This is a genomic window from Mesobacillus maritimus (assembly GCF_023715205.1).
In the GTDB taxonomy this organism is placed as follows: domain Bacteria; phylum Bacillota; class Bacilli; order Bacillales; family Cytobacillaceae; genus Mesobacillus_B; species Mesobacillus_B maritimus_C.
On record NZ_JAMBNR010000001.1, the window covers coordinates 214,140 to 226,795 of the forward strand.

A 12,656-nucleotide genomic window follows, 5' to 3' on the forward strand; every position below is an offset into this window, starting at 1 on the left:
AAAAATTATGGTTATGTGCATAAAACCAACTTGTTTTTCCGATTCTTTTTAATGAAATCAATTAGTCTAACAATGGAATATCAACGCCCTTTTCCTTTGCGACAGCAATTGCCTGCTCATAACCTGCATCTGCATGACGCACAATCCCCATACCGGGGTCGGTGGTTAACACACGTGTTAGACGTTCTTTTGCCAAGTCAGTACCATCAGCCACAACTACCATTCCGGCATGAAGGGAATACCCCATTCCGACCCCACCTCCGTGATGGACTGAAATCCACGAACCGCCTGCTGCTACATTGACTAAAGTATTTAAAATCGCCCAATCTCCCACCGCATCACTACCATCTTTCATCGCTTCCGTCTCTCGGTTTGGTGAAGCGACAGACCCACAGTCAAGATGGTCCCTGCCAATAACAATTGGAGCTTTTAATTCTCCCTTTCGAACAAGTTCATTGATGGCAAGACCCATTTTGAGCCTTTCACCGTAACCGAGCCAGCAAATTCTCGCTGGTAACCCTTGAAAATCAACTTTCTCTTGAGCCATTTCGATCCATTGCAGCAAATGTTTATTGTTAGGAAACAATTCTTTAATTAATTGGTCTGTTCGATAAATATCTTCGGGGTCACCAGATAATGCTGCCCAACGAAACGGACCTTTTCCTTCGCAAAATAACGGACGAATGTACGCTGGTACAAACCCTGGAAAATCAAACGCCTTGTCTATTCCTTCATCTTTCGCAACTTGGCGAATATTATTTCCATAATCAAATACAACGGCACCTCGATGCTTGAACTCAAGCATTGCCAAAACATGTTTCGCCATTGATTGTTTTGAGCGTTTTACATATTCTTCAAGATTTTCAACTCGAAACTTTGTCGCGTTGGTTAATGACAGACCTTCAGGAACATAGCCATTTAACGGATCATGTGCAGAGGTTTGATCGGTGACAATATCAACTGGGAACCTTCTTTTTAATAGCTGATGATGAATTTCAGCAGCGTTTCCGACAAGTCCGATGGACAAAGCTTTTTCAGCTGCTTTTGCTTCAATGGCCCATGTGATTGCTTCGTCGATTGAAGTGGTTATTTTATCACAATAACGAGTATCCAATCGTTTACTAATTCTGTCTGGATCGACCTCTACAGCCAAACAAACACCACCATTCATCGTAACCGCCAGCGGCTGCGCTCCCCCCATTCCACCAAGGCCCGCCGTTAATGTAATGGTTCCTTTTAGGCTGCCACCAAAGTGCTGGCGAGCAACCTCAGCGAAGGTTTCGTATGTCCCTTGCAGAATTCCTTGTGTCCCAATATAAATCCAGCTACCTGCTGTCATTTGACCATACATCATCAACCCTTTTTGATCTAACTCATGAAAATGGTCCCAATTTGCCCATTTAGGAACCAACACGGAATTGGATAATAAAACTCTGGGGGCTGACTTATGTGTTTTAAATACAGCAACAGGTTTTCCTGATTGAATTAATAAAGTTTCATCATTTTCAAGTCGCTTTAATGTCCGAACGATTGCATCAAATGCCTCCCAATTCCTTGCCGCTTTTCCGATTCCACCGTATACGACGAGTTCACTCGGTTTTTCTGCTACTTCAGGGTCTAAATTGTTGCATAACATCCTTAAGGCTGCCTCTTGTTCCCAGCCTTTACATACCAAGTTTAATCCTTGATTCGCTTTGATTACACGAACATCATTCTCTTTTTTCATTCCTCATTCTCCTCTCATTCTTTTACGTGGTTAAGTTCCATTTTTGTTATCTCAATAAGGTCATTATTTTTAAGCCAAGCTGTTAACTTTTCAATGTCTTGTGAAAATATGCGATCTTCTGTAATTGAAGAAACGATAGATCTAGCTTGATGGTAAAATTTCCTTGTTGCAGGAGCGAGCTTATCGATGCCTCGGTACTGTACTGCTTGGAGGGCACAGATGCATTCGATTGCTAGCACCCGCCGGACATTTTGAATAATGCTATAGGCATGCCGGGCAGCAATTGTTCCCATACTTACATGATCTTCTTGATTTGCTGAGGATGGGATTGAATCCACACTAGCCGGATGAGCAAGAATCTTATTTTCCGAAACAAGTGATGCAGCTACATATTGCATAATCATTGCTCCTGACTGAAGACCAGGCTGCGTACTTAAGAACGGTGGTAAATCATTTAATTGCGGGTTCACTAGTCGCTCAACACGTCTTTCTGAAATATTTGCTAATTCAGCAACTGCTATTTTCATAAAATCCATTGCAATCGCAATTGGCTGTCCGTGGAAGTTCCCACCTGAAATTACGGTTTTCCCATTATCAAATATCAAGGGATTATCGGTTGCTGCATTAAACTCAATTTCTAATTTTTCTCTGACATAATCCAGCGCTTGCCACGTAGCTCCGTGTACTTGGGGGATACATCTTAATGAATAAGCATCTTGAACGCGTTTTTCACCTTGCTTTGTCACCAATTGACTACCCGACAATAACTGTCGAAACCTCTCTGCGACTTGGATCTGTTGAGAGTAACCTCGGGCTTGATGGATCGAAGGGTGAAATGCATCCACTATACCTTCTAATCCTTGAAACGTTAATGCTGCAATTAATTCACTTTGTAAGGCTAATTCTTTCGACTCTAGCCAACTTATCGCCCCCACCGCTGTCATCGCTTGTGTTCCATTGATTAATGCAAGACCTTCCTTAGCTTGTAGGTCGATACCCTCTAGTCCTTCCACTTCGTAAGCTTCTTTCGTTGGCAAAGCCTTCCCAGCATAATAAACCTTTCCTTCTCCCATTAACACAAGAGCTAGATGAGAAAGTGGAGCTAAATCCCCTGACGCTCCTAAAGAGCCTTGTTGGGGAATGACGGGATGAATTTGCAAATTCAGTAAGATCAACAACCGTTCAATGATAATCGGACGAACTCCGGAGTATCCTTTTAATAAAGCATTCAAGCGAAGTAGAACCATTGCCCTTGACACCACTTCTGGAAAAGGCTCGCCTACCCCACAAGCATGGGAACGAATAAGGTTAACTTGAAGTTGATTGACATCGTCTTCCTCTATTACGACGTCACTGAATTTACCAAATCCAGTGTTAATTCCATAAACGGTTTTTTTTTCAGCAACTATACTTTCAACAGCTTCTCTACTAGCTTTTACTTTTTCTAAGCTCTCTTTTGAAACAGATACGATTACTCTTTCATAACAAACCTGTTTGACTTGATCTATGGTTAACGAATTTCCATTAAGTTCGATCATTTTAACCAACCTCCTTTTAGTACAATAAAAAAAGGCGACAATGGCATAGAAATACCATCATCGCCTCCTATTAACTATTAGACTCTAGGCAATGTCTTTAGATATGATTGATCCCTAATCCGATTGCTTCATGCTCCGCACCTTTCACAGGTGCTCCAATCGTTCCATAAAAAGCAACAGCAATCCACTCCCCTTCACGCTCATCTTGATAAGGTTTTCCTCTAACAATTGAAAAACGAAGACCAACTGTACGGCTCATTTCTCCGATTGCAGGCTTACCTCTTGTAACACCATCTATTCCTTCTAAAATGGCATGATAAAGTGCATGAGTTTCGCGATATACTTGGTCTTCAATTAGTTCATTCCGTTTAGCTGCTGTTTCCACCGCCGCAATCACTTTTTGCATATTCATACTGCCTACTTTCCCTTGGCAATATCGTACATGTTCAAATGAGGGACTTAACAAATTTAATTCTTCTTGTGACAAGGAAGCAAGTAAAATTGCAATTTTGCCAATCTCTGGTTTTTGATTCATAACAACCTCTATTTCTGAATTTTTTCTATTCACTAATAACTACTAATATTTTATTCGTCCCACTGTGAACATGTCAATGAATTTGGAAAATTTTAGTATACTAACAAAGCAATAGAGTAGCAGATTAAAGGAAAGTACCGATGTTCGCTATATTTATTTTCCAACATATCCCTAATGAAAATGGTACAATTACTTAAATAACGAACGGAAAGGAGAATGCTAGTGATCTATATTATCGGTGCATTATTTATTGGTTTATTTATTTTCTTGTTCACTAGAGAATCAGAAAAAGCAAAGTTAGAACGGTTTAAACGTGAATATCAGATCTCTAAAGGAGATATGCAAAACATTGATTTTTTTGATGTGGTGAGTGAACGGCTAGCATATTCACTGGACAATGCTTTGCAGACCTTTGACACAGCACAATTGAACCTTGAGTTTCGTATTCAATATCCCCGTATGTCACAAAAACAAGTAAATGAATATTGGCGTGAATTAAAAAGATATTTTATCCTTGTGGCGATCTTTAAGAAAGTAGAGATGTTTCATTCTAAAGTAGACGAATTATGGCATCTAATGTTAAAGGATGAAAAAAACTATGAACGTTTTTGTCAAGAATATATCGGATCAAAGATTCAGCATATCTCCCATAGCCAACCTACTTTTAAACCGACAGAAAGAACTTTCCTTGACTTTTGTTATGTTCAGTTGTTTACAGTGGATAAAGTGTCACTGAGGATATGGGGGAAATTCTTTAAAGAAGACAAAGGTAAGCAATTTCTGGATGATTTTGAAACATTGTCCATTAGCAGTCTTAAAGAGAAGTATATGAGGACACAAACCAGTCTTGAGGCAGAAGAAACCTTCATCAAGTTCCACAAAAGGTTTATTGAGATAAATGAAGCAAATGTAAAGCGCTGGAAAGACAAATACAACGAAACAAACGACGCTGGACCTGCTTATTTCGCCTATATCGACGCTGGGGAAAGCGATAAAGAGTTTAACGAAGTTTTCGGTCAAGATTCCCATGGGAATACATCAGATAGTTCTACTCATTCTGATAACCATGATTCTGGGTCTAGTTGTTCTTCTTGTAGCTCTTGTTCTTCATCTTAGAGTCTTAGATTTTCCAAAAAAGAAACATTAAAATATTTTAATTAAAAGGCTGTTTTCTCATAGAATGTATCTATTTGTTGAATAACCTAGCATATTCAGACGTATCATTTGTTGAAAAGCACAAAGTTAGAGACAAGAGCCAATTTAACAACACACTAGCAAATTGCCTATCACTCTCGTTAGTTGGATACAACGAGAGTGATAGGTAAACCAGTATGTTTCTATTTTCAGTATTAGAAGGTCAATCCACCGCCATCAACATGAATCGTTGAACCGGTAACGTAAGATGCATCATCAGAAGCGAGGAAAAGAACAGCCTTTGCTACTTCTTCAGGTTGACCAACTCTTCGAAGTGCATTTGCAGATGCAATAATTGGCCACTTGCGCTCATCGTCTTTCCACCCTTGGATAATATCCGTATCGATCACTCCCGGTGCTACCGCATTCACACGAATGTTTTTATTACCATACTCCAAGGCGGCATTTTTGGTAACTAAAACAACGCCACCTTTAGACGCATTATATGGTCCAACATATTTTTTTCCCTTGAAACCTAATAAACTAGATGTATTGATAATCGAACCACCACCACGCTCTTCCATTTTAGGGATAACGAACTTCATCCCAAGAAATACGCCTTTCAAGTTAATATCAACAACCCGGTCCCATTCCTCAATCGGCATATCAGCTAGTTTCACTTCTTCACCACCTACACCGGCGTTATTAAATAGGATATCAATACCACCATATGTATCAACTGTTTTCGAAATTAATTGCTCTACTTCATCTGGACTCACCATATCAGCAGGAACGCATATGGAATCCCCACCAGCATCATTAATTAACCGGACGGTTTCGTTCGCGCTATCTTTGTTGATGTCAGAAACCACAACCTTCGCACCTTCTTCTGCAAATAGACAAGCAGTCGCTCGTCCAATCCCACCACCGCCACCAGTTACAATTGCTACTTTTCCTTGTAATCTCATTCCATTCCCTCCATAATATCGACAATTTAGTGTTCATTATAACGTTAATTTATAAAATTTTCAATTTATTCTGAATACAAATGTTCTGCTAATTTCTTACGGATCTCATCTGGAATCCTTTCTGTTTTTCCTTCCTTGAAATTGTAATTAACATAAATTGCTGAACCTCTTGCACAAATGTATCCACCTTGATGAATTTCTTCATAGATTTTAAGACTAGTATTTCCAATGTCTTTAATCCATGTTTTAACCGTCACTTGTTTACCGTAATAAAGCTGGTTTACAAAATCAACATTGAAATTAATGATCACCATTTTCCAGTCATCCAAACTCAAGTCAGGTGTAAATAGTTTGAAAATCTCGTCCCTCCCTGACTCAAACCAGACAGGAATTACCGTATTATTTATATGACCAGCACGATCTGTTTCGGACATACGTGGATCAATTACTTTCTCAAACAATGTCATCCCTCCGGTAAACTTTTGATATTTTTATTGTATTATTCGGCAAATTGTCCAAATTTCCTTTCCCTTTGACAATATTCATAAACACTGTAGGGTTACAGCAAACAAAAACTCACTCTGATAAAAAGAATTTGTATAACAATATTAGAGGGTGACTGAAAAATTTCAAATATATTTAGCCAGAGTGGCGCCTCTTTTTTCCTCAATCTAGATGTTTTTTTGTTGAATCCGTCTGAGATAGGGGAATCTCCCTTCCACAATTTAAAAGAAACCTGATTGATGCGGAAAGGCTTGACTCTTGCGTGATCAGCAGTTTAGGTGAATACTCGCAAAAAGCGAAGGCAGATGGAGGCTATCCAGTCCGCCCCTCGGAAAGCAAGCACCTGGAGTGGTAATCCACGTCCAACATATAAAAGTTTGCTGAAAGCAAAAAAGAGTGTCCCTTGGGACACCCACTAAAAAACAAACTATCCGATCCTTTCAACAAGATGGAATAAAAACCTATATGTTAATTGATAAGCCTCGGCAATGGTCATCGATTCATTAAAACCATCGACATGGTTTAGAGCGAAATTCACATTCCAAATCCCCTCATTAGAGTCAAACATTAAGTCGACTCGTTTATTATCTCCTGTCATTTTTTCTTCGAAATAGGCCTTAATGAGGGTAGCATGCTTTTTTTGTAGCTTCAATCCTAATAGGATATTATATGTACCAAAAACATCATCCACTTCAAACGAAACAGCATCGACATTAATGAAATCAAACCATTTTGATTCAAGATACATAAATTCATTTTGATGTTTTTTAAAATACTCAATTGGTTGATTTAAAAATTCGCTTGTTTCTTCATTTAAAAATTCTTCTGTTTCTTTATCACTACGTTCAATATAGGCTTCTGAAAAACGTTCATTTGTATCTTTTTCAATCAGCTTAATTTCGTCAGTGAAAAGATTGTTTTTTTCTACAAACTGTTTTTCTTCTGGATAAAGTTCTAGAACTTGATTTCCATCAGCTTCGATGGTAGCATTTAACCATTTTTTAAGTTTCTCCATCATTCTTACTTCCTTCCTTTTCGTTTAGGGCGATTCTGAACTTTCTTTCGCCCATCACGTTTCCCTGTTCCTCCTTGTTGGGAGACAGATTCTTTCTGATTTTTATTTTTTCTTGGCGACCGCTCTGTGCGAGGCCCCCGATTTCGGCTGCTTTCACTGTCCATCATTTGCTTATCTTTCCGGATGGGGTTCGTGTTTTTTCGATTCCGAAGTTTAGGACCTTCCTCTTCTTCCAGTCTATTTTTTCGTCCAATTCTGGCTTTCTGACTTTCAGTCCCTCGTGAATCATTTGTTTCTTTTTCTCTGTTGCTGTTTATCATTCTAGAAGTTTTTCCCGGATGCTTTTGCCTCTTATTTTTATCAGTTTGGCCCTTTTTTGTATACCGAGTTTTATTGGGAGCCTTTTCTTCAACGTCAGTATTTTGAATATTTTTCTTTTCAATATTAATATTCAATACCGATTCTATTTCATCAAGTAACGAACGGTCTTTTGCTGAATAAAGTGTGATCGCCAAGCCTTTCATTCCCGCACGTCCAGTACGACCAATTCGATGAACATAACTTTCAGCATCCAAAGGGATATCATAGTTAAACACATGCGTAACACCTTCAACATCCAGTCCTCGAGCTGCAACGTCTGTGGCCACGAGTAGTTGAATGTCTGCATCTCGGAACCGTTTCATTACCTTTTCTCGTTTTCCCTGTGAAAGATCGCCATGAAGTTCATCACAAGAAAACCCATCTGTACTAAGGGCATCATAAAGTTTACTTACTCTCCGCTTTGTTCGACAGAAAATAACTGCTAAAAATGGTCGGTGTGTTTGAATAAGCTCAATCAATGTCGCTTGCTTCGCACGATCGGTCGTATATAGTGCGATTTGTTGTACATTTTCTGCTGGCCTTTGCGTTTTTTCAATTTGAACATACACTGGGTCTTGCAAGTGTTTCCGTGCTAATTTTCGAATTTCTGGTGGCATTGTCGCTGAGAACAACATCGTCCGTCTAGTAATCGGGGTTTGATTAATTATCTTTTCTACTTCATCAAGGAAACCGATATGAAGCATTTGGTCAGCTTCATCTAACACTAGGAAGGATAAATTCCCCAAATCAATCGTTTCTCTACCAATGTGATCTAGTAGTCGACCCGGGGTACCAACTACAATTTGAACGCCCTTGTCTAACTTCCTTAATTGTTTTTCAACATCCTGACCACCATAAACAGCTAATACTTCTAAACCCTCAATATCATTTATCAGTTTATTTATTTCCTCAGTAATCTGCAAGGCTAATTCTCGAGTTGGAGTAACAATTAGTGCTTGAATAGATGTCGAGTTTTCATTTTTTATTTTTTCTAATATAGGTAAAACAAATGCTAAAGTTTTCCCAGTACCTGTTTGGGCTTGGGCAATCAAATCTTTTCCTTCACTTATAATAGGAATCGCCCGTTCCTGTATTGGAGTGGCTTGTACAATCCCATTTTCGCGCAATTTGCTTACGAAAAGCCCTGATATTTTTAATAAGTTAAAATCAGTCAATCATTAGACCTACCTTCTGTATACTTAAAATTATAACCTTATCAATAATGAGTGTTTATCTATAAAAAAGCAAATATTCATGTTCACAAAAAATAAACAACGTGACTAGTCACGTTGTTTTACACTTTAATGGTTATGTACATGAGGACTTTTAGATGGATTTGTGATAATAAACTCCTCTTGAGGTACATAGAAGTACTGAATCCAAACACCATCTAGAAACTCTTCCCGCGAATCAAGTAATACGTCAATTCCCTTTTCCGTGTGTACGATCTCATCATGTTCAGTTGCTGTATCGAGAACAATTTTATAATGGGCATGATCTCCATGCATATAATCAATCGCAACACGAATCATTTTTCCTTCTGCTTCTTCAGTTACTAACATTTCCTTTAACACTTTCGCGGCATTCCGATTAATCTTGCACTTCATCTAACAATCCCTCTTTCCTTTCAATCCATCGCTCTTTCATTATCATAACCATTATTATATGTACAAATTAGTTTTATTTCCTATTCGAATTTCCATTTATCTATGTATCGTTTTCATTAGTACGTTTGAACTGTTCTTGTCTCTTCACTTTCTTTCATTTTAACTTTTTCGATTTTATCAACAAACATTTGAAAGACTTTTTTCTTTTCTTCTAAATCCTTTATAACCTCTTTTAAATGATTAAATTTTTGTTCAAAAGGTTGATGATAAAGCTCACGGATGTTGCGGATAATTTCTTCGTTTACCGTAGATTGAACCACTTGTTTAGTTATGCTAAATTTATATGAATATATTTGAAGTTCTTGCTTCACCCGTTCATATTCTTTATCAATCTCACTCAATAAATCTGTAATCTCCTCTTTCCATTCGTCTAATGATTTCTGCACATGCGGCTCCATAGTTCTTCCCCTTCTATTATTAGATTCAAATTGTCCTAACTTTACTATAACAAAACTTTTTTTCAATTCCTTTTCTATAACATTACAATCTCCTATCGATTACAATGAAAAGTGGTCCCAAATATAAAATTGGGACCACTTTTAAAAAATGCTTAACTCATATCTTTTTGACAGCATTTCTAAAAACTCTATTCCACCTATACTATTTCCTTTCTCGTCTAACGCTGGGCCAAATATTCCTATTCCAAAACGGTTTCGAACTGCACCCATTATCCCACCAGAAACACCACTTTTTGCTGGTATCCCAACTCGAATCGCAAATTCTCCGGATGCATTGTACATTCCACATGTTACCATAAAGGTTTTGCACAATCGCGCTACTTCAACAGGAATAATTTGTTTTTCTCTAACTGGGTCAAAACCGTTCATCGCAAACACAAGTCCGATTCGCGCTAAATCTAAACAATCCATTTCAATCGCACATTGCTTTGTGTATAAATCTAATAGATCTTCAACATCTTCATCAATAATTCCATCTTGTTTCATATAGTAAATAGGGATCGGTTAAGAAAAGCTGTTTCGAATTCAGATTGAGCAACTTCGAGTGAGTAAGTAATAACATTATGCCCTGCTAAATCCCGAATAAAGGAAATGAGTCGTTCTAACCTTTCCTCTACATTGACACCCTTGATTAAATGGGTAACAGCCAAGGCTCCTGCATTGATCATCGGGTTCAACGGCTTCCTTGAATGGTTTGTTTCAAGTTTTATAATTGAATTAAAAGGGTCACCTGTCGGTTCATATCCAACCTTATTAAATACACATTCTTCCCCACAATCCATTAGTGCCAAAGCCAACGACAAAACTTTTGAAATGCTTTGCAAGGTGATTTTTTGTTCAATGTCCCCTGCGGACAGACAAGTTCCATCTGCGTGATAGATCGCAACTGATAAATCATCTCGATTGCCTTTTTGCAAGGCAGGTATGTAATCAGCGACTTTCCCATGTTTTGTTACTTTTTTCGCTTCCCTTACTAATCCATCTAACTCTTCACTTGATCTACATGGCACAATGATTCCCCCCACATTAACTTAGAGCTGTTAATATTACCCCAACTGTAATCAGAGCTATTCCAAAGCCATTAAGTAGACTGATTTTCTCACCTAAGAAGAACACAGCTAAAACAGCTGCTACCACGACACTGAGTTTATCCACTGGAGCAATTTTGGAGACCTCGCCCATTTTCAATGCAAGAAAATAAAAGACCCACGAGCTTGCACCTGCCACTCCACTTAATACAATAAACAATAATGCTTTGCGGTCTTCCATCACTTCTGGAATCTTTCCCAAATTCCCTTGGAATAAGACCACTCCAAATAAAAAAATTGCCATGATGACTGCTCGAATGAGAGTAGCTGTATTTGAATCTACTTCTTGCAAACCGATTTTCCCAAAGATTGAGACAAGTGCTGCGAAAACGGCTGACAAAATTGCAAAGATAAGCCAAGACATTCGGATACCGCTCCTTTTTCATTCGAAATTTTTTCATCTCCATTATTCTTTCAAAATGACCATCTAAAAATGCAAAAAAAGAACGATGATCATATTAAGACCTCGTTCTTCTTACCGTTAAATCTCGAGTCTAAAAATACTAAATATAATCAGTATAAACATGCTTCATGCCAACTTTAATTTCGCCAATCAATAACTGATCGACGATTTTCTCTATTTTACCGGGCATATTGCCTAAAGTTCCTGAAAAGGTTTCGGCAGGTACAGCTGCCAAACGGTAGATAGCTTTAACAATCATGTCTGTATCTTCTTTCATTAACCCAATTAATAATGTTGTTAAGTCAAATCTCATAATTGCCGTTAATGTACCCACCCGGACCAAAATCAATAAGTGCAAGTTGTTCTGTTTCACAGTCATATCGTAAATTTCCAGGATGAGGGTCTGCATAAAAGAATCCCTCTATAAAAATTTGTTGAACAAATGATTCGACTAGCAGATTGGCAAGTTTTGATTTGATTTCCTTAGGCATGTTTAAGACAACAGGATCTGTTATTTTTACCCCAGTCATTGCATCCATTGTTAAGATACGAGATGTTGTATATTCCCAATAACCGTTGGCACTTGGATGGAAGAATGATTGTTGAATTGAAGTTGAATACTTTCGCAATTATGGGCTTCTTGTAGATAATCTCGCTCTTTCTTGAACGATTTAGATAATTCATTTACGACCTCTGATAAATGATACTCTTCTGCCAATTTGTATCGTTTCTCAAGAAGTACAGCTAAGTCTTTGAGAATTTCAAGGTCAGTTATAAATGACTTTTTGAATTCCTGGACGCTGTACTTTGACTACTACCGTCTCACCAGTTTTTAATTGTGCCGAATGAACTTGACCGATGGAGGCCGCAGCCATACAAGTTTCACTAAAGGTAGCAAATAGATCCTCAATAGGTTGATCCAATTCCTTTTCAATGATTGCTCTGACTTCCTCTATGGATACTGGGGGCACATGATCCTGTAATTTTTCTAATTCTACTATCACATCAGTAGGTAAATAATCACTGCGAATACTTACTATTTGTCCCATTTTTATAAACGTTGGACCAAGCTCTTCTAATAGACAACGAATAGGGTTTCCATATTCTTTGCTCGCTCTAAATTCATGCGACATTCTTTCTTGATAATTTAGTAAGTGGTGAAGACCAATGTCTTCAATTACATAACCGTAACCATATTTCGCGATTATGGATACAATTTCACGATAACGGTTTAATTGACGAATTCGCTTGGTAAGCATA

The 12,656-nt window shown here is 38.1% G+C and carries 13 protein-coding genes and 2 pseudogenes; 1 reads left to right on the plus strand and 14 read right to left on the minus strand.

Annotated features, from left to right (window positions below):
• Window positions 1–61: 61 nt before the first annotated feature.
• The 3 genes from hutU to hutP all read right to left on the minus strand — a co-directional run bounded on the left by hutU (window position 62) and on the right by hutP (window position 3,799).
• On the minus strand, window positions 62–1,726 hold the full coding sequence (gene hutU, locus M3182_RS01055) for a urocanate hydratase (protein WP_251555820.1): 1,665 nt from the start codon (window positions 1,724–1,726) through the stop codon (window positions 62–64).
• A gap of 14 nt (window positions 1,727–1,740) precedes the next feature.
• On the minus strand, window positions 1,741–3,264 hold the full coding sequence (gene hutH / locus M3182_RS01060; protein WP_251429457.1) for a histidine ammonia-lyase: 1,524 nt from the start codon (window positions 3,262–3,264) through the stop codon (window positions 1,741–1,743).
• A gap of 97 nt (window positions 3,265–3,361) precedes the next feature.
• Window positions 3,362–3,799: a histidine utilization transcription antiterminator HutP gene (gene hutP, locus M3182_RS01065; RefSeq protein WP_251429454.1), complete on the minus strand. Its 438-nt coding sequence runs from the start codon at window positions 3,797–3,799 to the stop codon at window positions 3,362–3,364.
• Between the two features lie 222 nt (window positions 3,800–4,021).
• Between hutP and M3182_RS01070 the strand changes: the two genes are divergently transcribed.
• The gene (locus tag M3182_RS01070) at window positions 4,022–4,915 is read left to right on the plus strand and encodes a UCP032817 domain-containing protein (RefSeq protein ID WP_251555821.1); all 894 of its coding nucleotides are present in this window, start codon (window positions 4,022–4,024) and stop codon (window positions 4,913–4,915) included.
• A 233-nt stretch (window positions 4,916–5,148) separates the two neighbouring features.
• Here the strand turns inward: M3182_RS01070 and M3182_RS01075 are convergent, their stop codons facing one another.
• From M3182_RS01075 to M3182_RS01125, 11 genes and pseudogenes are all read right to left on the minus strand, one after another.
• A complete protein-coding gene (locus tag M3182_RS01075; RefSeq protein WP_251429450.1) occupies window positions 5,149–5,901 on the minus strand; it encodes an SDR family NAD(P)-dependent oxidoreductase in 753 nt (250 codons plus the stop codon).
• A gap of 65 nt (window positions 5,902–5,966) precedes the next feature.
• The gene (locus M3182_RS01080) at window positions 5,967–6,362 is read right to left on the minus strand and encodes an acyl-CoA thioesterase (protein ID WP_251429448.1); all 396 of its coding nucleotides are present in this window, start codon (window positions 6,360–6,362) and stop codon (window positions 5,967–5,969) included.
• A 470-nt stretch (window positions 6,363–6,832) separates the two neighbouring features.
• Window positions 6,833–7,423, minus strand: coding sequence for a branched-chain amino acid aminotransferase (locus M3182_RS01085; RefSeq protein ID WP_251555823.1), 591 nt, complete (start codon window positions 7,421–7,423; stop codon window positions 6,833–6,835).
• A 2-nt stretch (window positions 7,424–7,425) separates the two neighbouring features.
• Window positions 7,426–8,955, minus strand: coding sequence for a DEAD/DEAH box helicase (locus M3182_RS01090; protein ID WP_251555825.1), 1,530 nt, complete (start codon window positions 8,953–8,955; stop codon window positions 7,426–7,428).
• Window positions 8,956–9,081: 126 nt separating this feature from the next.
• Window positions 9,082–9,387, minus strand: coding sequence for an iron-sulfur cluster assembly accessory protein (locus M3182_RS01095; RefSeq protein ID WP_251555826.1), 306 nt, complete (start codon window positions 9,385–9,387; stop codon window positions 9,082–9,084).
• Between the two features lie 116 nt (window positions 9,388–9,503).
• On the minus strand, window positions 9,504–9,845 hold the full coding sequence (locus M3182_RS01100; RefSeq protein WP_251555829.1) for a hypothetical protein: 342 nt from the start codon (window positions 9,843–9,845) through the stop codon (window positions 9,504–9,506).
• A 141-nt stretch (window positions 9,846–9,986) separates the two neighbouring features.
• A pseudogene (gene glsA, locus M3182_RS01105) lies at window positions 9,987–10,915 on the minus strand (glutaminase A).
• Between the two features lie 16 nt (window positions 10,916–10,931).
• Window positions 10,932–11,357 (minus strand): EamA family transporter, encoded by a 426-nt coding sequence (locus tag M3182_RS01110; RefSeq protein ID WP_251429435.1) that lies wholly within the window; start codon window positions 11,355–11,357, stop codon window positions 10,932–10,934.
• 139 nt (window positions 11,358–11,496) lie between these two features.
• Window positions 11,497–11,709 carry a hypothetical protein gene (locus M3182_RS01115; RefSeq protein WP_251555831.1) on the minus strand — a complete coding sequence of 71 codons (213 nt, stop codon included), beginning with the start codon at window positions 11,707–11,709 and terminating at the stop codon, window positions 11,497–11,499.
• Window positions 11,699–12,114 (minus strand): annotated as a pseudogene (locus tag M3182_RS01120) (AarF/UbiB family protein). Before M3182_RS01120 ends, M3182_RS01115 begins: the two are co-directional and overlap by 11 nt.
• 49 nt (window positions 12,115–12,163) lie before the next feature.
• Complete coding sequence (locus M3182_RS01125; protein ID WP_251555837.1) at window positions 12,164–12,655, minus strand: ABC1 kinase family protein; 492 nt, start codon at window positions 12,653–12,655, stop codon at window positions 12,164–12,166.
• Between the last annotated feature and the right edge of the window lies 1 nt (window position 12,656).